General features: G+C 69.6%; 18 protein-coding genes and 1 tRNA gene. 7 read left to right on the top strand and 12 right to left on the bottom strand.

Going from position 1 to position 23119, the window contains the following annotated elements; all coding sequences use genetic code 11:
• Positions 1-290 precede the first annotated feature (290 nt).
• From hrpA to ACIBJC_RS26955, 3 genes are all read left to right on the top strand, one after another.
• Positions 291-4271, top strand: coding sequence for an ATP-dependent RNA helicase HrpA (gene hrpA, locus ACIBJC_RS26965; protein ID WP_399296676.1), 3981 nt, complete (start codon positions 291-293; stop codon positions 4269-4271).
• A gap of 90 nt (positions 4272-4361) precedes the next feature.
• A tRNA-Asp gene (locus ACIBJC_RS26960) sits at positions 4362-4436 on the top strand.
• Between the two features lie 157 nt (positions 4437-4593).
• On the top strand, positions 4594-4935 hold the full coding sequence (locus tag ACIBJC_RS26955; RefSeq protein ID WP_399296816.1) for a DUF6274 family protein: 342 nt from the start codon (positions 4594-4596) through the stop codon (positions 4933-4935).
• Between the two features lie 489 nt (positions 4936-5424).
• On the opposite strand, the gene bldC is transcribed toward ACIBJC_RS26955, so the two are convergent.
• Both bldC and ACIBJC_RS26945 read right to left on the bottom strand, forming a co-directional pair.
• Positions 5425-5631: a developmental transcriptional regulator BldC gene (gene bldC, locus ACIBJC_RS26950; RefSeq protein WP_003949541.1), complete on the bottom strand. Its 207-nt coding sequence runs from the start codon at positions 5629-5631 to the stop codon at positions 5425-5427.
• 568 nt (positions 5632-6199) lie between these two features.
• A complete protein-coding gene (locus tag ACIBJC_RS26945; protein ID WP_399296673.1) occupies positions 6200-7102 on the bottom strand; it encodes a hypothetical protein in 903 nt (300 codons plus the stop codon).
• Between the two features lie 161 nt (positions 7103-7263).
• On the opposite strand from ACIBJC_RS26945, the gene ACIBJC_RS26940 reads away from it, so the two are divergent.
• Positions 7264-8370 carry a Leu/Phe/Val dehydrogenase gene (locus ACIBJC_RS26940; RefSeq protein WP_399296670.1) on the top strand — a complete coding sequence of 369 codons (1107 nt, stop codon included), beginning with the start codon at positions 7264-7266 and terminating at the stop codon, positions 8368-8370.
• A 344-nt stretch (positions 8371-8714) separates the two neighbouring features.
• Complete coding sequence (locus tag ACIBJC_RS26935; RefSeq protein WP_329827563.1) at positions 8715-8981, top strand: DUF3073 domain-containing protein; 267 nt, start codon at positions 8715-8717, stop codon at positions 8979-8981.
• 148 nt (positions 8982-9129) lie between these two features.
• Here ACIBJC_RS26935 and purM read toward each other — a convergent pair whose 3' ends face one another.
• The 5 genes from purM to ACIBJC_RS26910 all read right to left on the bottom strand — a co-directional run bounded on the left by purM (position 9130) and on the right by ACIBJC_RS26910 (position 14891).
• On the bottom strand, positions 9130-10200 hold the full coding sequence (gene purM, locus ACIBJC_RS26930) for a phosphoribosylformylglycinamidine cyclo-ligase (protein WP_399296668.1): 1071 nt from the start codon (positions 10198-10200) through the stop codon (positions 9130-9132).
• 72 nt (positions 10201-10272) lie between these two features.
• Complete coding sequence (gene purF, locus ACIBJC_RS26925; RefSeq protein ID WP_399296665.1) at positions 10273-11799, bottom strand: amidophosphoribosyltransferase; 1527 nt, start codon at positions 11797-11799, stop codon at positions 10273-10275.
• Positions 11800-11885: 86 nt separating this feature from the next.
• Complete coding sequence (locus ACIBJC_RS26920) at positions 11886-12776, bottom strand: META domain-containing protein (protein WP_399296663.1); 891 nt, start codon at positions 12774-12776, stop codon at positions 11886-11888.
• Positions 12777-12881: 105 nt separating this feature from the next.
• On the bottom strand, positions 12882-13721 hold the full coding sequence (locus tag ACIBJC_RS26915; protein ID WP_399296661.1) for a sterol carrier family protein: 840 nt from the start codon (positions 13719-13721) through the stop codon (positions 12882-12884).
• A gap of 9 nt (positions 13722-13730) precedes the next feature.
• Entirely contained in the window at positions 13731-14891 is a 1161-nt protein-coding gene (locus tag ACIBJC_RS26910; protein ID WP_399296658.1) for an Lrp/AsnC ligand binding domain-containing protein, read from the bottom strand.
• Positions 14892-15049: 158 nt separating this feature from the next.
• Here ACIBJC_RS26910 and ACIBJC_RS26905 point away from each other — a divergent pair, with 158 nt between their 5' ends.
• Both ACIBJC_RS26905 and ACIBJC_RS26900 read left to right on the top strand, forming a co-directional pair.
• The gene (locus tag ACIBJC_RS26905; protein WP_399296656.1) at positions 15050-16756 is read left to right on the top strand and encodes an AbgT family transporter; all 1707 of its coding nucleotides are present in this window, start codon (positions 15050-15052) and stop codon (positions 16754-16756) included.
• A gap of 95 nt (positions 16757-16851) precedes the next feature.
• Positions 16852-18069, top strand: a complete 1218-nt coding sequence (locus ACIBJC_RS26900; RefSeq protein ID WP_399296653.1) for a M20 family metallopeptidase — start codon at positions 16852-16854, stop codon at positions 18067-18069.
• 89 nt (positions 18070-18158) lie between these two features.
• On the opposite strand, the gene ACIBJC_RS26895 is transcribed toward ACIBJC_RS26900, so the two are convergent.
• The 5 genes from ACIBJC_RS26895 to purS all read right to left on the bottom strand — a co-directional run bounded on the left by ACIBJC_RS26895 (position 18159) and on the right by purS (position 22722).
• Complete coding sequence (locus ACIBJC_RS26895) at positions 18159-19010, bottom strand: M23 family metallopeptidase (protein WP_399296815.1); 852 nt, start codon at positions 19008-19010, stop codon at positions 18159-18161.
• 252 nt (positions 19011-19262) lie between these two features.
• Entirely contained in the window at positions 19263-19466 is a 204-nt protein-coding gene (locus ACIBJC_RS26890; RefSeq protein WP_329827550.1) for a DUF4177 domain-containing protein, read from the bottom strand.
• A gap of 33 nt (positions 19467-19499) precedes the next feature.
• On the bottom strand, positions 19500-21758 hold the full coding sequence (gene purL / locus ACIBJC_RS26885; protein WP_399296651.1) for a phosphoribosylformylglycinamidine synthase subunit PurL: 2259 nt from the start codon (positions 21756-21758) through the stop codon (positions 19500-19502).
• Positions 21758-22438, bottom strand: a complete 681-nt coding sequence (purQ, locus tag ACIBJC_RS26880) for a phosphoribosylformylglycinamidine synthase subunit PurQ (RefSeq protein WP_365810596.1) — start codon at positions 22436-22438, stop codon at positions 21758-21760. Before purQ ends, purL begins: the two co-directional genes overlap by 1 nt.
• Positions 22435-22722, bottom strand: coding sequence for a phosphoribosylformylglycinamidine synthase subunit PurS (purS, locus tag ACIBJC_RS26875; RefSeq protein ID WP_384924492.1), 288 nt, complete (start codon positions 22720-22722; stop codon positions 22435-22437). The genes purQ and purS overlap by 4 nt, the downstream gene beginning before the upstream one ends.
• Between the last annotated feature and the right edge of the window lie 397 nt (positions 22723-23119).

Here is a 23119-nt window from a genome sequence, read left to right as displayed (position 1 = left end):
GCCGTCCGCCCGGAGGGCGGGGCTCGCGGCGTCTGGTGCGTGCAATCGCAAGGCGGAGGATCGCCTGTGTACTGGACGTACTCGGGCGACTCCGACAACGCAGCGAGTGTGCGTGCCAGGCGTCGCGAGCCAGGCGGGATTTGTCAGACAGGGCCTAGGGCACGAACCCCCGCCAGGGAGATCCGGCGGGGGTTTTCCCGTACCGCGCCCCGGCGCACGAGCGGCCGGCGAGCGGCCCGCGACGAAATCGTTCGCCTCCCCGTCGGCGCGGGTGAGATCCTGGTTTCGGTATGTCTACTTCCTTCGCCGACCTCCAGACCCTGCTGGCCGACGTCCCGCTGCGCGACGCGCAGCGGCTCGGCCGCCGTCTCGAAGGCGCACGGCGCATCCGTAAGCCCGAAGCGCGACAGGCCGTGCTCGACGAGATCGCAGGTCAGGCCGAGAAGGCCGCCGAGCGGACCCGGCTGCGCGCCGGGCGGGTGCCCGCCGTCTCGTACCCCGAGCAGTTGCCCGTCAGCCAGAAGAAGGACACGATCCTGGAGGCGATACGCGACCACCAGGTCGTGATCGTCGCCGGGGAGACCGGGTCGGGCAAGACGACCCAGATCCCCAAGATCTGTCTGGAGCTGGGCCGTGGCGTCCGCGGCATGATCGGGCACACCCAGCCGCGCCGGATCGCCGCCCGTACGGTCGCGGAGCGCGTCGCCGAGGAACTGGACACCCCGCTGGGCGAGGCGGTCGGCTGGAAGGTCCGCTTCACCGATCAGGTCAACCAGGACGCGACCTTCGTCAAGCTGATGACGGACGGCATCCTGCTCGCCGAGATCCAGACGGACCGCGAACTGCTCGCGTACGACACGCTCATCATCGACGAGGCCCACGAACGCAGCCTCAACATCGACTTCCTGCTCGGCTATCTCGCCCAACTCCTGCCCAGACGCCCCGACCTCAAGGTGATCATCACCTCCGCGACCATCGACCCGGAACGTTTCTCCCGGCACTTCGGGGACGCTCCCATCGTCGAGGTCTCCGGCCGTACGTACCCGGTCGAGGTCCGCTACCGCCCGCTCCTGGAGGACGACAGCTCGGAGCGCGACCGCGACCAGATCACCGCGATCGCCGACGCCGTCGAGGAGCTCCAGTACGAGGAGCCCGGCGACGTCCTGGTCTTCCTCTCCGGCGAGCGGGAGATCCGGGACACCGCCGAGGCGTTGCAGAAGCTCTCGCACCGCAACACCGAGGTCCTCCCTCTCTACGCCCGGCTCTCGCACGCCGAGCAGAACCGGGTGTTCCAGCGCCACAGCGGTCGCCGGATCGTCCTCGCGACGAATGTCGCGGAGACCTCGCTGACCGTTCCCGGGATCAAGTACGTGATCGATCCGGGCAACGCCAGGATCTCCCGCTACAGCCACCGCACCAAGGTCCAGCGCCTGCCGATCGAGAAGATCTCCCAGGCCAGCGCCAACCAGCGCAAGGGCCGCTGCGGCCGTACGTCGGACGGCGTCTGTATCCGGCTCTACTCCGAGGAGGACTTCGAGTCCCGCCCGGAGTTCACGGACGCCGAGATCCTGCGGACGAACCTGGCGTCCGTCATCCTCCAGATGACCGCGGCCGGGCTCGGCGACATCGAGAAGTTCCCGTTCATCGACCCGCCGGACCACCGCAACATCCGCGACGGTGTGCAACTCCTCCAGGAACTGGGCGCCTTCGACATGGAGGAGAAGGAGCGGACCAAGCGGCTCACCCCGCTCGGCCGCAAGCTCTCCCAGCTCCCCGTGGACCCGCGGCTCGCCCGGATGGTCATCGAGGCCGACCGCAACGGCTGCGTACGGGAGGTGATGGTGATCGCCGCCGCGCTCTCCATCCAGGACCCGCGCGAACGCCCCTCCGAGAAGCAGACGCAGGCCGACCAGCAGCACGCCCGCTTCAAGGACGAGACCTCCGACTTCCTCGCCTTCCTCAACCTCTGGCGGTACGTACGGGAGCAGCAGAAGACGCTCTCCTCCTCCGCGTTCCGCCGGATGTGCAAGACGGAGTACCTGAACTTCCTGCGGATCCGCGAGTGGCAGGACATCTACTCCCAGCTCCGTACGGTCGCCCGGCAGATGGGCATCCACCTCAACGAGGACGACGCCGCCGAACAGGCCGTGCATGTCTCGCTCCTCGCGGGCCTGCTGTCGCACGTCGGCATGAAGGACGTGAAGGAGAAGGAGTCCTCGAAGAAGGACAGCGGGAAGGACGGCGCGCGGAAGGACTCCGCCCGGAACGAGTATCTGGGCGCCCGCAGCGCGAAGTTCGCGGTCTTCCCCGGCTCGGCCCTCTTCAAGAAGCCGCCGCGCTTCATCATGTCCGCCGAACTGGTGGAGACCTCCCGGCTGTGGGCGCGCGTCAACGCGCGGATCGAGCCCGAGTGGATCGAGCCGCTGGCCGGCCATCTCCTCAAGCGGACGTACAGCGAGCCGCACTGGGAGAAGGACGCGGCGGCCGTCATGGCGTACGAGAAGGTCACGCTGTACGGGGTGCCGATCGTCGCCCAGCGCAAGGTGAATTTCGGCCGAATCGACGCTGAGGCGTCGCGGGAGCTGTTCATCCGTCACGCGCTGGTCGAGGGCGACTGGCGGACGCACCACCAGTTCTTCCATGACAATCGCAAACTGCTCGGCGAGGTCGAGGAGTTGGAGCACCGCGCCCGGCGCCGCGACATCCTCGTGGACGACGAGACGCTGTACGACTTCTACGACCAGCGGGTGCCGGAGGACGTGGTCTCCGGGGCGCACTTCGACTCCTGGTGGAAGGCGAAGCGGCGCGACGAGCCGGAGCTGCTCGACTTCGAGCGGTCGATGCTCATCAACGAGAAGGCCGGCTCGGTCACCAAGGACGACTATCCGGACTCCTGGCGCCAGGGACCGCTCAAGTTCCGGGTGACGTACCAGTTCGAGCCGGGCACGGACGCGGACGGCGTCACCGTCCACGTCCCCCTCCAGGTCCTCAACCAGGTCACCTCCGAGGGCTTCGACTGGCAGATCCCGGGGCTGCGCGAGGAGGTGGTCGTGGAGCTGATCCGGTCGCTGCCCAAGCCCGTACGCCGCCACTACGTGCCCGCACCGAACTACGCCGCCGCCTTCCTGGACCGCGCGGTGCCCCTCCAGGAGCCGCTGCCGGTCACGCTGGCGCGTGAACTCCAGCGGATGGTCGGCGTGCCGGTCACGGCCGAGGACTTCGATCTGAACCGGATCCCGGACCACCTCAAGATCACGTTCCGGATCGTCGACGAACGGCGCCGCAAGATCGCCGAGGCGAAGGACCTGGAGGCGCTCAGGCTCCAGCTCCGCCCCAAGGCCCGCCAGGCCCTCTCCCAGGCCGCCGCGGCCACCGCGGAACGGGCGGGCGGCGAGACGATCGAGCGCACGGGCCTGACGGAGTGGACTCTCGGCACGCTGGTACGGATCTTCGAGACCCGCCGGGCCGGCCAGCCGGTGAAGGCGTACCCGGCCCTGGTCGACCAGGGCGCGACCGTGGCCGTACGGCTCTTCGACACGGAGGCCGAGCAGCAGCAGGCGATGTGGGCCGGGACCCGGCGGCTGATCATGCTGAACATCCCGGTCAACCCGGCGAAGTTCGCCTCCGACAAGCTCAGCAACCAGCAGAAGCTGGCGCTGTCCCGCAATCCGCACGGATCGGTCCAGGCGCTCTTCGAGGACTGCGCGACGGCCGCCGCGGACAAGCTGATCGCGGACCACGGGGGCCCGGCGTGGGACGAGGAGTCGTTCCGGAAGCTGTTCGACAGGGTGCGCGCCGACCTGGTCGACGCGACGGTGCGGACCGTCGGCCAGGTCCAGCAGATCCTGGCCGCCTGGCAGTCCTGTGAGCGCCGCCTGAAGGCCACGAACAGTCTGGTGCTGGTCAACAACGTCCAGGACGTCAGGGACCAGCTCGCGGCCCTCGTACCGGCCGGCTTCGTCACCCGTACGGGGCTGCGCAGGCTGCCGGACCTGATGCGCTACCTGGTGGCGGTGGACCGCAGGCTCCAGCAGATGCCGACGGCCGTCCAGCGCGACACGACGCGCATGGAGAAGGTCCACGAGATGCAGGACGAGTACGCGTGGCTGCTCGAACAGCTTCCGCGGGGGCGGCCGGTGCCGCGCGAGGTCCTGGACATCCGCTGGATGATCGAGGAGCTGCGGGTGAGCTACTTCGCGCACGCGCTGGGCACCGCGCAGCCGGTCTCTGACAAGCGGATCGTGAAGGCGATCGACGCGGCGGCGCCGTGACGCGGGGGCCTCGCTCATCCAGTTCGACCGCACCCTCCGAGCTGCTGTAGAGTCTGGTTTCGCAGCCGCCGCTACGGGGCCGCGAAACGAGGTCCTGTGGAGCAGTTTGGAGTGCTCGCCACCCTGTCAAGGTGGAGGCCGCGGGTTCAAATCCCGTCAGGACCGCAGCAAGGAAGGCCCGCATCCCCACCGGATGCGGGCCTTCCGCCGTATCCGGCGCTCCTCGCCCCTGGACGCCCGACTCCATTGCATACGGCAAGCGCCGTCGACGCGGCGGTAACGCCGCAGTAATGGCGTGCCCAAATCCGCCGCGCCCGGGGCGATGCGCCTTGACGGGGTTCACGGCCCGGGGGTACCTAAACAGAAGGCCCCTTCTCCGTCACATCCCGGGGCCGCACCGGGGGTGGTGTGTGTGACCGCATCGACAGCGAGGCCGGCCGACAGGCCCGGGCCCGTCAGGCAGACGAAACATGAGACGGGCGCGCTGCTGCGCGCTCACCTGGCAGCCGCTTCAGGGCGCCCGCACGCCACCGGGTACTGCCCGGTCTGCCATCGCCTCCAGCGGCTCGTCGACGAGTCCGTGGCGGCTCTCGACCCGGCTCCCGGGGGCGGCGGTTTCCTCGTGGAGAAGTTACCCGGGGACCAACCTCCTCCCGTGAACTGACGTTTGACTGCCGTTCAGCCGCCGGCCGACGTCCGTCCCGCCTCGTTCCGCGCCGGCCCGCGTGGCGGTGTGCGTTCCGGTGGGGCGGCGACCATCATCTGACACGTGCCCGACGAGGGGCCCGTGCCCCGTCGACAGGAGTGACGAGGTGTGACGGGAGTCACGCGGTAACTTCCTGCACAGGACAGGACTTACACCCTTCCTACAAGACGCGAATTTAATATGTGCAATTGCACTCGCCCTCCGAACCCTCCCCTCCCGCTTCCCGCGCTCCCCGGAACCACTCGTTCCGCACCCTTCCCGCGCACAAAAAAATCGCGCCGGACTCGGCGGAGTCCGGCGCGATCGACGACTTACCCGTTGTGCGTGGGCATGGGACCTGTTGGGGCAGGTGCCCGTCGTGTGGAGCCGTGGGTCGGGACGACCGGATATGGGGGACCCGGCTGTGCCCTGGTTGGTTTGAGCCCTAAATGAGCCTTACTGGGGTGTTCAGGCCTCGCTGCGCTGCTGCGGAATACCCGCAAGCAGTGCGCGGACCTCTGCCTCGCGATACCGGCGATGCCCACCGAGCGTGCGGATGGACGTGAGCTTGCCGGCCTTTGCCCAGCGTGTGACCGTCTTCGGGTCCACACGGAACATCGTGGCAACCTCAGCCGGGGTCAGCAGCGGCTCGGCATCAGGGGTGCGAGCGGTCATGAGCGGCCTCCTCGGGAGAACCGAACCATCTCGGTTCTTTCCTCTAAATTCTGCACCTTGACCCGCGTTGCCCGAAATGGCGGACGCGGGCCGAGTCGGTTATAGGACGAACGGCTTGTCCTCGGCACTACAACTACACCATCCGTCCAGCCACGTAGGCCAAACCGATGGAATTGCCCTCTGAGGTGTTCATCAGCGGCGGAAGCCGATGGACCATGCCATAGCGGACAGTCACGTCACAGATACGATCAGTCACAGAATGATCAGGAGTCACTGGCCCCCCTACATAGAGTGCAATGCCGAGCATTCCGCCCACACTTGGACGGATGGAGCCCTCCCCGGACTCCTTGTCCTATTTTGACACGAGGAAGGGTGATGGGCGCAAGAGCCCCGTTAGTGCGGTCCGTCACGCTTGAGGCAAAGGCCCGGTTCGGGACCTCTGCCCCGATGTCCGATTCAAGGTCCGGCCAAGCCCGTTCCACGGTCTCCCCATGTCCGTTTGACCGTTCGGTCGATCCGTCCCGGATGTCCTGGATGTTCCCGATGCTCCGGCCGGACCGGCGGCGGCTCAGCTCGCGAACTGCCGGTCCCGTACCGCGCGCCAGCGCTCCATGAGCCGGCCGTACGCGATCCCCGCCGCCTCGCCGTCCCCGTCACGCAGCGCAGCGACGGCCGCCGCCACATCGGCGGCCGAGTGGTCGTCGGCCAACTGCTCCCGGGAGATCACATGGACGAGACCGCCGTAGTCCAGTTCGACCAGTGAACGCGGGTGGAACTCCTCCAGCCACCGCCCCACCTCGATCAGCCCTTCGACCATCGGACCGTCGTCCAGCGTCTCCCGCAGCGTCTTCAGCGCCCGGGCCAGCCGGCGCCTGGCCTGCACCATCGGGGTCCGGTAGCGCAGTACGGGCGCCCCGTCGCCGCCCTTCTCAGCCGGGCCCTTCCCAGCCGGGCCCTTCCCAGCCGGTCCCTCCTCGGCCGGGCCCTCCTTCTCGTACAGCCGCTCCTCGTCGGAGAAGAGGGCGAACCAGCCCGGCGGGACCTGCCAGAGCGCCGTCCTGATCCAGGGCCGCGCGTCCGGATTCCGGTCCCGCCAGTGCTCGTAGTCCGAGGTGGCCTGAAATCGCACCACCGGGGGCAGCACCGCGTCCAGCAGCGGCGCGGGCAGCGTCTCCGTCAGCTCCTCCAGCGCCAGCCAGCCGCGCAGCCGCGTCCGCCAGGGACAGACGCACACCACGCCGTCCACCTCGGTGACGAACGCGTCCCCGCTCTCGTGCACCGGTACCGGCACCGGCGGGGTGGGCAGCAAGTCCGCCAGGGAACGCCGCAGTTCGTCCTGGGCGCTGGGAGTACGGTCCCGCTTGGCGTAACGCGCCCAGTGGCCTCTCTCCGGTTCGGGAAAGGCCCCCAGCGGCTCGTACACCCGCAGGTAGGACGCGTAAGGGACATGGACAGAAGACACCGCCGGCATGGGCCGCATCGTCCCATGCCCGTCACCCCCCAGGGGGTGATCCTCAGCACTGCGGCTGATCCACGCCTGCCGAGGACTTACCCTCTTGCTTGCCCGACCGGTCGCTCCACCACCCACGGGAGGGACCGCCCAACGCCGTTTCTTACTGGGGAGTCACCACCGTGACCGATGTTTCCGGCGCGCACACCGACGTACCGCACACCGACGTACTGCACACCCTCTTCCGCTCGGAACAGGGGGGCCACGAGCAGGTCGTGCTCTGCCAGGACCGCGCCAGCGGCCTCAAGGCCGTCATCGCGATCCATTCGACCGCCCTGGGCCCGGCCCTCGGCGGCACCCGCTTCCACCCGTACGCCTCCGAGGAGGAGGCCGTCGCCGACGCGCTGAACCTCTCCCGGGGCATGTCGTACAAGAACGCCCTCGCCGGGCTCGACCACGGCGGCGGCAAGGCCGTGATCATCGGGGACCCCGAGCAGATCAAGAGCGAAGAGCTGCTGCTGGCCTACGGCCGCTTCGTGGCCTCGCTCGGTGGCCGGTACGTCACCGCCTGCGACGTCGGTACGTACGTGGCGGACATGGACGTCGTGGCCCGTACCTGCGCCTGGACCACCGGGCGCTCCCCCGAGAACGGCGGCGCGGGCGACTCGTCCGTCCTGACCGCCTTCGGGGTCTTCCAGGGCATGCGGGCGTCCGCCCAGCACCAGTGGGGCGACCCGTCGCTGCGCGGACGCCGGGTCGGGGTCGCGGGCGTCGGGAAGGTGGGGCACCACCTGGTGGAGCACCTGCTCAAGGACGGCGCCGAGGTCGTGATCACGGACGTACGGGAAGCGTCGGTACGCCGGGTGACGGACGCGCACCCGCAGGTGACCGCCGTGGCCGACACGGACGCGCTGATCCGCACCGAGGGCCTGGACATCTACGCCCCGTGCGCGCTCGGCGGCGCGCTGGACGACGCCTCGGTGGCCGCGCTCACCGCGACGGTGGTCTGCGGGGCGGCCAACAACCAGCTCGCCCACCCGGGCGTCGAGAAGGACCTCGCCGACCGCCGGATCCTGTACGCGCCCGACTACGTGGTGAACTCGGGCGGGGTCATCCAGGTCGCGGACGAGCTGCACGGCTTCGACTTCGACCGGTGTCACGCGAAGGCCGCAAAGATCTTCGACACGACTCTTTCGATCTTCGCACGTGCGAAGGAGGACGGGGTTCCGCCGGCCGCGGCGGCCGACCGGATCGCCGAGCGCAGGATGGCCGAAGCCCGCCGTTCCTGAGTCTTCCTGAGCCGGTCCTGAGCGTGCTCACCTCAACGTCGAGGGGTGATCCCGGCGCGTGCGCGGAGCGCCGGAGCGGGCGGCGGCGAGCGGGGAGACCAGACTCACGCCGGTCGGCGGGTCGCCCCTCCAGAAGAGGTTAAAATCGCTGCTGACCAGCGAGGACGGGGCGTCTCGCCGACCCTGCACCGGGGCGCGTCATGCGGGCGGCGTACCGTATGGCCGCGGAAGCAGGTACCGTTGAAGCCCTACGGACGGGTCTCTCCGCGGAGAGCTCGTTCTGATTCATGAACGCGTGTCAAGACTCTGGGGCCGTCGAGCCCCGTCACCGAGGGGGTCGAGCCATGGGGCGCGGCCGGGCCAAGGCCAAGCAGACGAAGGTCGCCCGCCAGCTGAAGTACAACAGCGGCGGGACAGACCTGTCGCGTCTGGCCAACGAGCTGGGCGCATCGCCTTCAAGTCAACCGCCGAACGGCGAGCCGTTCGAGGACGACGAAGAGGAAGATGACCCGTACGCACAGTACGCGGACCGCTACAACGCGGACCCGTACAAGGACGACGAGGACGAGGACGACGAGTCCGGACCCTCGGCACGGCGCCGCGGCGCTTGACGTCCGTACATCCCGAGCGTCAGCTCGTCATCAGCATCCGGCCCGGTCCGGGGCCCGCAGCCCTGGACCGGGTTCTGTGCTGTCCACGCGCTCCCGCGCCGGCCGACAGGTCCTGTGAGTGGCCCTGTAGCCGGCACGGGGCAGCACGTCAGCTCGCGTAGTCGCCGGTCAGCGCCGCTCCGGTGGAGTGGCCCGCCCGCTCGGTGATCTCGCCGGCGATCCAGGCGTCCACCCCGCGGTCGGCGAGCGTGGTGAGCGCGGCGCCGGCCGACTCCGCCGGGACGACGGCCATCATGCCCACGCCCATGTTCAGCGTCTTCTCCAGCTCCAGGCGCTCCACCCGGCCCGCAGCACCGATCACGTCGAAGACCGCGCCTGGCGTCCACGTCGAGCGGTCCACCGTGGCGTGCAGCCCGTCCGGGATCACCCGGGCGAGGTTGGCCGCCAGACCGCCGCCGGTGATGTGGCTGAACGCGTGCACGTCGGTCGTCCTGGTGAGCGCCAGGCAGTCCAGCGAGTAGATCTTGGTGGGCTCCAGCAGCTCCTCGCCGAGCGTGCGGCCGAACTCGGGGAACTCGCGCTCCAGCGACCAGCCGGCCCGGTCGAAGACCACGTGGCGGACGAGCGAGTACCCGTTCGAGTGAAGTCCCGAGGACGCCATCGCGATGACCGCGTCACCCGTACGGATACGATCCGCGCCGAGCAGCCGGTCCGCCTCGACCACTCCCGTACCGGCGCCGGCGACGTCGAAGTCGTCCTCTCCGAGAAGCCCGGGGTGCTCGGCGGTCTCGCCGCCGACCAGGGCGCAGCCGGCCAGCACACAGCCTTCGGCGATGCCCTTGACGATGGCGGCGACCCGCTCGGGGTGGACCTTGCCGACACAGATGTAGTCGGTCATGAAGAGGGGCTCGGCGCCACAGACGACGAGGTCGTCGACGACCATGCCGACGAGGTCGCGGCCGATCGTGTCGTACACGCCCATCTTGCGGGCGAGGTCGACCTTCGTGCCGACGCCGTCGGTGGCGGAGGCGAGGAGCGGGCGTTCGTAGCGCTTGAGGGCGGAGGCGTCGAAGAGGCCGGCGAAGCCGCCGAGGCCGCCGAGGACCTCGGGGCGCTGCGTCTTCCTCACCCACTCCTTCATCAGCTCGACCGCGCGGTCACCGGCTTCGATGTCGACGCCCGCGGCGGCATAGCTGGCACCAGTAGTCGTTTCGGACATGGCTGGGTACTTTCCTGTCGTCGTGAGGTCGTCGAACATCATGCGGAGAGGTCGGGAACGGCCCGGCCGGCGCTACGGGCGGCGCAGCGCTTCCGACGCGGCGGTACCGGCCGGTCCCGCCGCCAGCTCGGTCTCCAGGAGCTGCTTGCCGAGCAGCTCGGGGTCGGGGAGGGCCATCGGGTACTCGCCGTCGAAGCACGCGCGGCAGAGGTTGGGCTTGGCGATCGTGGTCGCCTCGATCATCCCGTCGATGGAGATGTACGAGAGCGAGTCGGCGCCCATGGAGACGCCGATCTCCTCGACCGTCATGCCGTTGGCGATCAGCTCCGCGCGGGTGGCGAAGTCGATGCCGAAGAAGCAGGGCCACTTGACCGGCGGCGACGAGATCCGGATGTGGACCTCGGCGGCGCCCGCCTCGCGGAGCATCTTGACCAGGGCGCGCTGGGTGTTGCCGCGGACGATCGAGTCGTCGACGACCACCAGGCGCTTGCCGCGGATGACTTCCTTCAGCGGATTCAGCTTCAGACGGATGCCGAGCTGGCGGATGGTCTGGGACGGCTGGATGAAGGTCCGGCCGACATAGGCGTTCTTGACGAGGCCGGATCCGTAGGGGATGCCGCTGGCCTCCGCGTACCCGATGGCGGCGGGGGTGCCGGACTCGGGCGTGGCTATGACCAGATCTGCCTCGGCCGGAGCTTCCTTGGCCAGTTTCCGCCCCATCTCGACCCGGGACAGATAGACATTCCGACCGGCGATGTCCGTATCGGGACGGGCCAGGTAGACGTACTCGAAAACGCAGCCCTTGGGCTTCGCTTCCGCGAATCGCTGCGACCGCAGACCGTTCTCGTCGATGGCGATCAGCTCGCCGGGCTCGATCTCCCGTACGAAGGAGGCGCCGCAGATGTCGAGGGCCGCGCCCTCGGAGGCGACGACCCAGCCGCGTTCCAGCCGGCCGAGGACGAGCGGGCGGATGCCCTGCGGGTCACGGGCTGCGTACAGGGTGTGCTCGTCCATGAAGACGAACGAGAAGGCGCCCTGGACATCGGGCAGGATCTTGGCGGCGGCTTCCTCGACGGTGAGGGGCTTGCCGTCGGCGTCCGACTGGCTGGCCAGCAGGGCCGTGACCAGGTCGGTGTCGTTGGTGGCGGCGACGCGCGTCGTCCGGCCGTTCCCCTTGGGCAGGTCGGCGACCATCCCGGCGAGCTGGCCGGTATTGACCAGATTGCCGTTGTGGCCGAGCGCGATGGAGCCGTGGGCCGTGGCCCGGAAGGTCGGCTGCGCGTTCTCCCACACCGAGGCTCCGGTGGTGGAGTAGCGGGCATGGCCCACCGCGATATGCCCCACGAGGGAGCTGAGCGAGGTTTCGTCGAAGACCTGTGAGACGAGGCCCATGTCCTTGAAAACCAGGATCTTGGACCCGTTGCTCACTGCGATGCCCGCGGACTCCTGTCCACGGTGCTGTAGGGCATACAGTCCGAAATAGGTGAGCTTGGCGACCTCTTCACCCGGGGCCCAGACTCCGAAGACGCCGCAAGCGTCCTGGGGGCCTTTCTCTCCGGGGAGAAGGTCGTGGTTGAGTCGTCCATCACCACGAGGCACGCCACCGAGTGTAGGCGAGATCGACCACTGGTCCGAATTGGGGATACGGACCGGGGCCCTCGCGGGCCCTTCCGGCGTCCTCCTGATTACTTCCCTGGGGCGGTCGCACCGGCCTCGATGCCCGCCCCTCCGGCGGTCTTGAGGGTGACGGAACGGTGGCGCAGCTCATATGTGACCTTGCCCTCCAGCACCTTCCGCACCTGGCGTTCCACGGTCATCCCGGGTCCGGTGCAGAGCATGCGGGTGGCGGTGAGGCGGCCGAGGGTGAGGGTCGTACCGGAGACGGTGGCGGGGGCCTTGAAGCGGTTGCAGCCGAGGTTCCCCTCGATGGTGCCGGTCTGTTCCCCGTCCTTGTCCGCCTGCGCTTCCTTACTCACAGTGAACGTGAAGAACGCCTTGCCCGCGGCGTCCTTGGGCAACGAGGACGCGACGCCCTTGTCGACGAGCGAGTTGACCGTCCACTTCGTCCCGGCGAAGGGCGCGGGCTCCTCCGCGGTCAGCGCGATCGTGTCGCCGTCGGCCGTGGTGAGGGTGAGCTTCTTGTCCTGGAGCTTGGCGGTGAGCTTCCCGGAGAACGCGCCGTCGAGCGCCTTCTCGAAGCCCCCCATCTCCTTGTCGCACCCGATCAGGGTGGACTCCTTGTCACCGATGGTGACGGTGTCGCCCTTGACGGTGACCTTCGCGCTGACGCGGTTGCAGCCGGTCTGCGCGCTGGCCCGGCCCTCGGAGCTGATGTCCACGCCGGCGCCGGCGGGCGCGGCGGTCTTCTTGCCGTCCGTGGTCACGCTGTCGACGCGCCAGTGGACATCGGTGAGCGGCAGCTCGGTCCCAACGGCCCGGTTCCCGGTACCGGCCCCGTCACCGTCCTTGGTCTCGGTGCCGCAGGCGGTCAGCGCGAGCAGGGCGGCGGAGGTGACGGCGGCGATGTGCGTGACGCGAGTGCCGTGCGTGAGGGGAGTGGTGCGAGTGCCGTGCATGACACGAGTGATGTGGGTGATGTGGGGGATCTTCTGTTTCCGCATATCGGTGGGACGGGGAGGGGCACGGTACGGTTCCGCCTCCCCCGCGCGTCCCCCGCTCCCTCACCCCATCAGCGGGAGCAGACCGCCGAGATCCGCCCGCTCCCCGCTCGCGCTGACCCGCGCCGCTTCGACCTCCTCGCGCCAGCCCGTACGGCCGGTGGCCAGCCGGATCCAGGTCAGCGGATCGGTCTCCACCACATTGGGCGGGGTCCCCCGGGTGTGGCGCGGCCCCTCCACGCACTGCACCACGGCGTACGGCGGCACCCGTACCTCGGTCGACGCCCCCGGCGCCTTCGTGGCGAGCGCGTCGGCCAGCACCCGTGTACAGGCGGCGAGGGCCTGCCGGTCGAACGGCACGGCGAGCCCGGTGGCCCGGTTCAGGTCGTCGGTGTGGACGATCAGCTCGACGGTCCGGGTGACGAGAAAGTCCCCGAGCCGCATCGGTCCGAGCCGGATCACCGGCACCTGGTCGTCGTCCGCGCCGGGGAGCAGGGCGTCGAGCCGCGCGGCGGTACGGGCGAACAGCTCGTCCGCGGGGGCGGACGCCGCGTACTCCGTGACGTCCTCGGAGATGGCGCCGGCGTGCGCGGCGGTGGCCAGGGGCCACGCGGCGAGGGTGACGGGGGGCCGGTCGCCGTCCGGCCCCGCGTGCCCGTGCCCCTGCCCGTGCCCCTGCCCGTCCTGCTCGATGGCGCGGTTGACGAATTCGACCCCCATGCACACATGCGCGGCCAGCTCCCGCACGCTCCACCCACCGAGCCCGCCGAGCCCGCTGGGCAGCGCGAGCTGCTCGGGCGTGAGCCCCGCGACCGCCTCCCGTACGTGTCCGAACTGGGCCGTGACGGCGGCGCGGATCTTGGCGGAGTCGTATCGGCGGGCGCGCTTCTTGGCAGGTGGCATGGGCTGAGGCTAATCGGGCGCGTTCCGCAGGAAGCCGTCGACCCGGTCACCGAGCCGTACCCCGTCCCGCGCGGTCCAGTGCCGGCGCAGCACCCGTACGCCCACACAGGTGTTGACCCGCGTGACCTCGGGAAACGCCCCCAGGTCCGTGGTGATGAAGTCGGCCAGGTCCTCCTCGTCCCGGAAGACGCCGTGGTGGATCACCGAGGTGGACCCGGCCACCATCGAGACGTAACGCGCCGACGGGTGCCCGCCCAGGGTGTCCAGCAGACGGGGGATCGCCTGCGGCAGCACCGTGAGGGAGAGCAGGGCGGTGAGCGGATAGCCCAGCAGGGCCGGTTCGATCTCCACCCGGGGCCAGAGGGCGCCGGACTCCAGGAGCGCCTGCGAGGTGCGGTACGCCGTCGAGCGGCTGACGTCCAGCTCGCGGGCGATGTCGGCGGCCGGGATCCGGCCGTTGTCCACCATCAGCTCCAGCGTGCGCCGCTCCAGCTCGGAGAGCTCGTCGGGCGAGGTCCTGCGCTCCTGGGTGATCTGTACGGCGTGTTCGCGCAGCCGCCCGGTCTGCTCCTCGGAGAGCCGGTGGAGCCGCCAGCTCTGGCCCATGGTGTAGGCGCGCAGAACCAGTTGCGACTCGGTGGAGACGATGCCGGGGATGCCGGGCAGCCGGTGCGTCAGCAGGTCGAAGATATCGGTCCCGAGGAGGGGGTAGACGCTGCAGTAGAGGTCGGCGCTGCCGGTCGTCAGCAGCAGGGTCTGCACCTCGGCCAGTTCCAGGATGCGCCGCGCGACCTCCTGGGAGCGCCCCGGTTCGCACGTGATCCACACCTGCCGCGGGTTCTCGGTGGTGATCAGCGGCCAGTCCAGCCGGCCGACCACACGGAGCAGCCGCTCGGCGCGCAGCCGCGCGAGGCGGCGGGCGATCGTGCTCGGCGAGCTGTCCAGCACTTCGGCGAGGGCGTTGACCGGAGTACGGGGGGCGAGCTGGAGCGCGGCGACCAGATCGAGGTCGACGTCGTCGAGCAGCCGCTCTTCCGGACGCGCCGATGACCGCCGGGTGGAGACGGTGGAGACGGTGGAAATGGCGGAGAGGGCCGCGGCGGGGGACGCGGTGGCGGTGGTGGAGGCGGTGGAGGGGTTCGGTGAGGAAAGCGCTGACGACGGCGGCATCTCTTGATCCTAGTCGTTGCCCCTGCTGAGCCACTCCATCATCAGGAAGTTACGAGGGCGAAACAGCCGCATATCTCGAATCTATTGACACAATCTTTCATCCTGAAGTCTCATAGCGAACCAATGCACCATCGCGCGAGAAGAGAGGGACCGATGTGGTGACCAGGACGACGGAGGACCGCCCGAAGGACCCCTCGGCGGACCCGGGGGCCGACGGCGCCGAGGGCTCCGCGCCCGGCCCGGTCTCCGGCTCGGTGGCGATCACGCTGCGCGTGCTCGGTGTCATAGAACGCGTCGGCAACCGGCTGCCCCACCCCTTCTGGCTGTTCGTGATCCTCAGCGCGGTGCTGCTCGTCCTGAGCTGGGCGCTGCACGGCCTCGGGGTCTCCGCCGAGTCACCCACGGACGGCGCGACGGTCGCGGTGCGGAGCCTGATCTCCGACGCGGGCGTGACGATGATGCTCGACGGCCTGATCGACAACTACGCGACGTTCCCGCCGCTCGGGGTCGTCCTCGTCGTCATGCTCGGCGTATCGGTCGCCGACCGGGCGGGGCTCCTCACCGCCATGCTGCGGGCCGCGCTCGCGAAGGTCCCGGTCCGGGCCGTCACCTTCATGATCGCGTTCACCGGGATGGTCGCCCACGTCGCCTCCGACGCGGCGTTCGTGGTGATGATCCCGCTGGGCGCGATCGCCTACCGCTCCGTCGGGCGCAACCCCGTGCTGGGCGCGGTCGTCGCCTTCGTCGCGGTCTCGGGAGGGCACGCCGCCAGCCCGCTGGTCACGCCCTCGGACGCCACACTGGCCGCGCTGACGACGGCGGCGGCCCACACCATCGACCCCTCGTACACGGTCACGCCGGTCGCCAACTACTTCTTCTCGCTCGTCTCCTCCATCGTTCTCGCGCTGGTCATCACCCTGGTCGCGGAGACGCTGCTGGTCCGGCGGGTGGCGATGATGACGGCGGACGACGAGGCGGAAGCGGGACAGGCGGGGAAGACGGGACAGGCGGGGAAGACAGGACAAGCGGGGCAGGCTGACGGGGCTTCCGCGGCCCCGGAGACCGCCGTGGCCCCTGAGGCCAGCGAGGAACTGCCCGACCTCTCCCTGACGGACGACGAACGCCGTGGGCTGCGCGCCGCCGGGTTCACCGCCCTCGCCCTGCTGGCCGCCATCGCCGTGGCGGCCCTGCCCACCGGTTCACCGCTGCGCGGCGACCACGGCGCCATCATCGACTCGCCGCTCGTCCACAACATCGCCGTCTTCCTGTCGCTGCTCTTCTTCGCGACCGGCGTCGCCTACGGCCGGGCGGTGGGAGTCGTCCGTACGGCGAAGGACATCCCGGACATGATGGCGCTGGGGCTGCGCGAACTCACCCCGATCCTGGTGCTGTTCTTCGCGATCTCGCAGTTCCTCGCCTACTTCAAATGGACCTCCATCGGCGAGGTCATGGCCATCACCGGGGCGGAGCTGCTGGACTCGTCCGGGGTGCCGATCGCGGTCATCTTCGTCGGTGTCATCCTCGTCGTCAGCGTGATGAACCTGGTCCTCACCAGCGGCTCCGCCATGTGGGCGCTGATCGGCCCGGTGTTCGTGCCGATGCTGATGCTGCTGAAGGTCGCCCCCGAGACCACCTGGGCGCTGTACCGGATCGCCGACTCCTGTACCAACCCCATCACTCCGATGAGCCCGTACTTCGTGCTCTGTCTGGGCTTCGTACGCCGCTACCGCCCCAAGGCGGGCATCGGCACCCTCATGTCCCTGACGCTTCCGGTCGCGCTGTCGATGCTCGTCGTATGGACGCTGCTCTTCCTGGCCTGGTACGCGCTCGGCCTGCCGTTCGGCCCGGGAGCGCCGACGCACTGACCGGCTCCACCCGCCCGTTCGCACATCCGTCCACCCGTCCGTCCACCCATCCGTCCACCCATCCGTCGAAGAGAACTCGGAGAAACACGGAAACCATGCCGTCACCCGCACCCGCCCCCATGCCGCACTCCCCCAACGGCCCCGACCCGGCCGCGCTCTCCCGTATCGCGTCCTGGTGCGACGAGCAGGAGCAACGGGACGGCTACCTCACCGATCTGCGCCGTCTGGTGGAACAGGAGTCGCCCAGCGAGGACAAGGCCCTCCTCGACGCCACCGCCGATCTGATCCTGGAGCTGCTGTCCGCACGGCTGGGCGAGCCGAGCCGTACGGTCCGCCACCGCCACCCCGAACTGGGCGACGTCATCGAGGCCGAGTACGACGGGGACGCCGACGGTACGGTCACGGTCGTCGGCCACTACGACACCGTGTGGCCCGCGGGGACCATCACCGACTGGCCGTTCACCCTCACCGAGGGAACCCTCTCGGGCCCGGGGGTCTTCGACATGAAGGCCGGCCTGGCGCAGGGGATCTGGGCGCTGCGCGCGCTGCGCGCCCTCGGGCTGCCCCGGCCCACCGTGCGCTTCGTGTTCAACGGCGACGAGGAGACCGGCAGCGTCATCTCCCGGCCGCTCATCGAACGGGCGACGGAGGACGCGGTGGCCACGCTCGTCATGGAACCGGGCGGCGCGTGGGGGATCAAGGCGGGCCGTAAGGGCGTCGGCATCTTCAACCTCACGGCGACGGGGCTGGAGGCCCACGCCGGCCTCGACCCGGCCAAGGGTGCCAGCGCCATCCACGGACTGGCCGACGTCATCCGGGACCTGGTCGCCGCCGCCGACCCGGAGCGCGGGACGACCGTCAACGTCGGCCGTATCAGCGGCGGTACGGCGCGCAACGTCATCGCGGGCGGGGCGACCTGCCTCGTCGACATCCGGGTCAGTACGCAGGAGGAGATCGAGCGGATGGACGGCGTCCTGGCGGGGCTGACCGCCACGGACCCCCGGGTCACCCTCGCCGTCGGCGGCGGCTGGAACCGCCCGCCGATGCGGCCCGGCGCCGCGGGTCGCCGCCTCTTCGCGCTGGTGGACGGCGTCGCGACGCACCTCCGGGGCCCGCTGGCGGAGCTGTACGTCGGCGGCGGCAGCGACGCGAACTTCGTCGCCGCGCTCGGCCGCCCGGTCCTGTGCGGCATGGGCGCCCTGGGCGACGGCGCGCACGCCCGCCACGAGCATGTCACCCTGGCCGACCTCCCCGACCGCATGGCCCTCGCGGCGGGCACTCTGCTGGGGCTGGCGGGAGACCGGGTGGCCTGAGGGGCCTGAGGAGGGCCTCAAGGTGAGTGTGGGCTGAGCGGCGACCAGGTGGCCGCTCAGCCCGCGAAGGGCTCAGCCCACGAAGGAGCTCAGCCGACGAAGGGCTCGCCGCTCAGCGGAACGCCGACGCCCCGCCAGCGGAACGGGACACCGCGGGCGATGTCCAGGTCCGGGTGGTCCATGAGCTGGAAGTGGACATGCGGCTCGGTGGAGTTGCCGGAGTTTCCGCAGTGGCCCAGGGGCTGGCCCGCCACGACACGGTCGCCCGTCCGGACCTGGAGCGAGCCGCGCCGGAGATGGGCGTACATCGCGTACGTACCGTTCCCCAGGCCGAGGACCACATGGTTGCCGGTGATCCGGTGCGCGCCGGCCAACTCCCGTACCGCGCTCTCGAAGAGCATCAGATAGACCAGCGCGGGCAGGGAGTTCCTGCTGAGGTGGTCGCGCTGGCCGTCGGAGGCGTGCACGACCGTCGCGTCGGCCACCGCGAGGAGCGGTTCGCCGAAGGCCGGGAAGTCGCGGTTGCGGCGGACGATCGGCCACAGCCACGCGAAGGCCGGGCGGGAGGAGGGCGCGGTGGAATCCGAGCCTGGTTCCGACTCCGACTTCGGTGTCGACTCCGGCTCCGGTGTCGGCTCCGGCTCCGGCTCCGCCACGATGTCGATCGCGTACGCCTGTCCGTACGCGTACGTCCCATGGCTCGGCACCTTGTTCGCCGGGCTGTTCACCGCCGACCAGCGGCCCCTGACCGGTGCGTCCACCTCCACCGCCGGCGGGCGCACCGCGTGCTGGGCCCGTGCCGTACGCCCCATCCAGACGAGCAGCGCGATCCCGATCCCGGCCGGCAGCCACGTCCACCAGTAGCCGACGGGCAGTTCGGCGAAGGACCCGGCGAGGACCAGGGCGCAGAAGACCAGCCAGGACAGCCGGAAGGCGTTCATGGCGAGCCTCCGGCCGCGGCGGCTCTCCCGTATCTCCTGTATCTCCTGTATCTCCCGTTTCTCCCGTGTTTCCCGTACTTCTGCTTCGGTCGCGGACATCGTTTCGTTCCCCCTCGGCGGTTCCACGCCCCGATAGTACGTAATTACGTAATCCCTTGAAACTGGGTACGCAGGCGCGCCGACAACTGAGCCCCTGTCCCGGACAACCTTCCGGGACAGGGGCTCAGTTCAGCGCGTCACGCCGTCACACCATCACGCGCGCGGGCGCTCCAGCGTCAGCAGCAGGCCCTCGACCGCACCCGGGCCGATCCGGCCCTTGACGTCCGCCGCCGTGATGGCCTTCAGCGCCCAGCCGTCCTCGGCGTGCTTGTTGAGGACCTTCTCCAGCTTGTCGCTGTCCAGGGCGTCGCCGATGAGCGATTCCCTGAACGTGACGACCTTGTACTCGTACGCCATGATGCGTTCCCCTCCTGATGGTTGACCGGCCGCTCAGGCCAGCAGCGCCGGAATCGTCGCCTCGTGCGCGTCCTTCAGCTCACCCAGCGGAAGGCTGAACTCGCCCTGGACCTCGATCTCCTCGCCGTCCACCACACCGATCCGGGTGACGGGCAGGCCCCGCGCCCCGCACATGTCCGTGAACCGCAGCTCCTCGCTGCGCGGTACGGCGACGACCGCACGGCCCGCCGACTCGCTGAACAGGAACGTGAAGGCGTCGAGCCCGTCCGGTACGACCAGGCGGGCGCCGTGTCCGCCGCGCAGGCAGGACTCCGTCACCGCCTGGATCAGACCGCCGTCGCTCAGGTCGTGCGCCGCGTCGATCATGCCGTCGCGGGAGGCGGAGATCAGGATCTCGCCGAGCAGCTTCTCGCGGTCCAGGTCCACGGCCGGCGGCAGCCCGCCGAGGTGGTCGTGGACGACCTGGGACCAGGCCGAGCCGCCGAACTCCTCGCGCGTGTCGCCGAGCAGGTAGAGGAGCTGGCCCTCCGCAGCGAAGGCGATCGGCGTACGACGGTTGACGTCGTCGATCACGCCGAGCACGGCCACGACCGGCGTCGGGTGGATCGCCGTCTCGCCCGTCTGGTTGTAGAGCGAGACGTTCCCGCCGGTGACCGGGGTGCCCAACTGGAGGCAGCCGTCGGCCAGTCCGCGCGTCGCCTCGGCGAACTGCCACATCACGGCCGGGTCTTCGGGCGAGCCGAAGTTCAGGCAGTCGGAGATCGCGAGCGGCGTCGCGCCGGAGGCGGCCACGTTGCGGTACGCCTCGGCCAGCGCGAGCTGCGCGCCCGTGTACGGGTCGAGCTTCGCGAAGCGGCCGTTGCCGTCCGTCGCCATGGCAACGCCGAGGTTGGTGTTCTCGTCGATCCGGACCATGCCGGCGTCCTCGGGCTGCGCCAGCACCGTGTTGCCCTGGACGAAGCGGTCGTACTGGTCGGTGATCCACGCCTTCGACGCCTGGTTCGGCGACGCGACCAGCTTCAGGACCTGCTCGCGCAGCTCCGCCGAGTTCGCCGGGCGGGCCAGCTTGTTGGCGTCGTCCGCCTGGAGGGCGTCCTGCCAGTCGGGGCGCGCGTAGGGCCGCTCGTACACCGGGCCGTCGTGGGCGACGGAGCGCGGCGGTACGTCGACGATCTGCTCGCCGTGCCAGAAGATCTCCAGGCGCTCGCCCTCGGTCACCTCACCGATGACGGTGGCGATGACGTCCCACTTCTCGCAGATCTCCATGAAGCGGTCGACCTTGCCGGGCTCCACGACCGCGCACATGCGTTCCTGCGACTCGCTCATGAGGATTTCCTCGGGCGAGAGGGTCGCGTCACGCAGCGGTACGGTGTCCAGCTCGACCCGCATCCCGCCGGAGCCGGCCGACGCCAGCTCGCTCGTGGCGCAGGAGAGGCCGGCGCCGCCGAGGTCCTGGATCCCGGCGACGAGCTTCTCCGCGAAGATCTCCAGGGTGCACTCGATGAGGAGCTTCTCCTGGAACGGGTCGCCGACCTGCACCGCCGGGCGCTTGGCCGGGCCGGTGGACTCGAAGGTCTCGGACGCCAGCACCGAGACGCCGCCGATGCCGTCGCCGCCCGTGCGGGCGCCGTACAGGATCACCTTGTTGCCCGTGCCGGACGCCTTCGCCAGGTGGATGTCCTCGTGCTTCATCACGCCGATGCAGCCGGCGTTGACGAGCGGGTTGCCCTGGTAGCAGGCGTCGAAGACGACCTCGCCGCCGATGTTCGGCAGGCCGAGGCAGTTGCCGTAACCGCCGATGCCCGCGACGACCCCGGGCAGCACCCGCTTGGTGTCGGGGTGGTCGGCCGCGCCGAAGCGCAGCGGGTCCACGACGGCGACCGGGCGGGCGCCCATGGCGAGGATGTCGCGGACGATGCCGCCGACGCCGGTGGCCGCGCCCTGGTAGGGCTCGATGTACGAGGGGTGGTTGTGCGATTCGACCTTGAAGGTGACCGCGTACCCCTGGCCGACGTCCACGACGCCCGCGTTCTCGCCGATGCCGACGAGCATCGCCTCGCTGGCGGGGGCCTTCTCGCCGAACTGCCGCAGATGGACCTTGCTGCTCTTGTACGAGCAGTGCTCGGACCACATGACGGAGTACATGGCCAGCTCGGCGCCGGTGGGACGGCGCTCCAGGATCTCGCGGATCCGGGCGTACTCGTCCTCCTTGAGGCCGAGTTCCTTCCAGGGCTGGTCGGCGTCGGGGGTACCGGTCGCGTGCTTGACCGTGTCGAGGTTCTTGATGGTCATCAGGCGCTTACCAGCTTCTTCAGGATCGAGGTGAAGAATCCGAGGCCGTCGGTACGGCCCGTACCGATCAGCGGCTCCACGGCGTGCTCGGGGTGCGGCATGAGGCCGACGACGTTGCCCGCCGCGTTGGTGACCCCGGCGATGTCGCGCAGCGAACCGTTCGGGTTCCCGTCCAGGTAGCGGAAGGCGACCCGGCCCTCGGCCTCCAGCTCGTCGAGCGTGCGCTCGTCGGCGACGTACCGGCCGTCGATGTTCTTGAGCGGTACGGAGATTTCCTGACCGGCGGAATAATCGGCGGTCCAGGCGGTGTCCGCGCTCTCCACCCGCAGTTTCTGGTCGCGGCAGATGAAGTGGAGATGGTTGTTACGGAGCATCGCGCCCGGAAGGAGATGCGACTCCGTGAGGATCTGGAAGCCGTTGCAGATGCCGAGAACCGGCATACCGGCCTTCGCCTGCTCAATGATCGTTTCCATCACCGGCGAGAACCGGGAGATGGCCCCGGCCCGGAGATAATCGCCGTAACTGAAACCGCCCGCCAGGACAACCGCGTCGACCTGATGGAGATCTTTGTCGCGGTGCCAGAGCGATACGGGCTCGGCACCGGCGATACGGACGGCACGCAGGCTGTCCCGGTCGTCGAGCGTGCCGGGGAAGGTGACGACTCCGATACGAGACGTCACTTCGACCCCTCGGCCGCTGCGGTCGGGGCGGCGGCGACGGACTCGTCGATCTTCACGACGAAGTCCTCGATGACGGTGTTGGCGAGAAAGGTTTCGGCCATCTCATGGATGCGGGCGAGGGCGGCCTCGTCGACCGGCCCCGCCACCTCCAGCTCGAAACGCTTTCCCTGGCGGACATCGGCGATTCCCTCGAAGCCCAGGCGGGGCAGTGCGCGCTGCACCGCCTGGCCCTGCGGGTCGAGGATCTCCGGCTTGAGCATGACGTCGACTACGACGCGTGCCACGTGCACTCCCGGTGGTGTGGTGCGGCTGGTTCTCGCTGTTGCGTTCTCCGGGGAATCCCCCAGACCCCCCGAGGTACCTCAGCGTACCCGGCCAGAAAATCTACGCGGGTAGATATGTCCGTTTCCGGATCCGCGCGAACGCTGAGGCCGATGGGACCACCACGGGACAACGCCGGGAAAAATCCCGGGAAAAAATCTGGCCACCCATTGCCGAGTGACACGCTGATGTAATTGGCTGGGCTTCACAATGCGCCCTCTTTCGCTGTACAAAGGAATACAGCGGAAAGAAGCATTGCCCCATAACAGCCGGAAGGCCGGTATCGCCGCACGTCAACACGTTTCCCACACATGTCGGGCGCGTTCGGGCGCGAGCGGTACCACAAGAAAGGACCTGTAT

Source organism: Streptomyces sp. NPDC050509 (genome assembly GCF_044457965.1).
Taxonomy (GTDB): Bacteria; Actinomycetota; Actinomycetes; order Streptomycetales; family Streptomycetaceae; genus Streptomyces.
This window is presented reverse-complemented; position numbering and strand designations above follow the sequence as displayed.

Coding starts and splice junctions, on each gene's coding strand:
- hrpA (WP_399296676.1), top strand. CDS start 291: ATGTCTACTTCCTTCGCCGACCTCCAGACCCTGCTGGCCGACGTCCCG.
- ACIBJC_RS26955 (WP_399296816.1), top strand. CDS start 4,594: ATGCGCCTTGACGGGGTTCACGGCCCGGGGGTACCTAAACAGAAGGCC.
- bldC (WP_003949541.1), bottom strand. CDS start 5,631: ATGACCGCTCGCACCCCTGATGCCGAGCCGCTGCTGACCCCGGCTGAG.
- ACIBJC_RS26945 (WP_399296673.1), bottom strand. CDS start 7,102: ATGCCGGCGGTGTCTTCTGTCCATGTCCCTTACGCGTCCTACCTGCGG.
- ACIBJC_RS26935 (WP_329827563.1), top strand. CDS start 8,715: ATGGGGCGCGGCCGGGCCAAGGCCAAGCAGACGAAGGTCGCCCGCCAG.
- purM (WP_399296668.1), bottom strand. CDS start 10,200: ATGTCCGAAACGACTACTGGTGCCAGCTATGCCGCCGCGGGCGTCGAC.
- ACIBJC_RS26920 (WP_399296663.1), bottom strand. CDS start 12,776: ATGCACGGCACTCGCACCACTCCCCTCACGCACGGCACTCGCGTCACG.
- ACIBJC_RS26915 (WP_399296661.1), bottom strand. CDS start 13,721: ATGCCACCTGCCAAGAAGCGCGCCCGCCGATACGACTCCGCCAAGATC.
- ACIBJC_RS26910 (WP_399296658.1), bottom strand. CDS start 14,891: ATGCCGCCGTCGTCAGCGCTTTCCTCACCGAACCCCTCCACCGCCTCC.
- ACIBJC_RS26900 (WP_399296653.1), top strand. CDS start 16,852: ATGCCGTCACCCGCACCCGCCCCCATGCCGCACTCCCCCAACGGCCCC.
- ACIBJC_RS26895 (WP_399296815.1), bottom strand. CDS start 19,010: ATGAACGCCTTCCGGCTGTCCTGGCTGGTCTTCTGCGCCCTGGTCCTC.
- ACIBJC_RS26890 (WP_329827550.1), bottom strand. CDS start 19,466: ATGGCGTACGAGTACAAGGTCGTCACGTTCAGGGAATCGCTCATCGGC.
- purL (WP_399296651.1), bottom strand. CDS start 21,758: ATGACCATCAAGAACCTCGACACGGTCAAGCACGCGACCGGTACCCCC.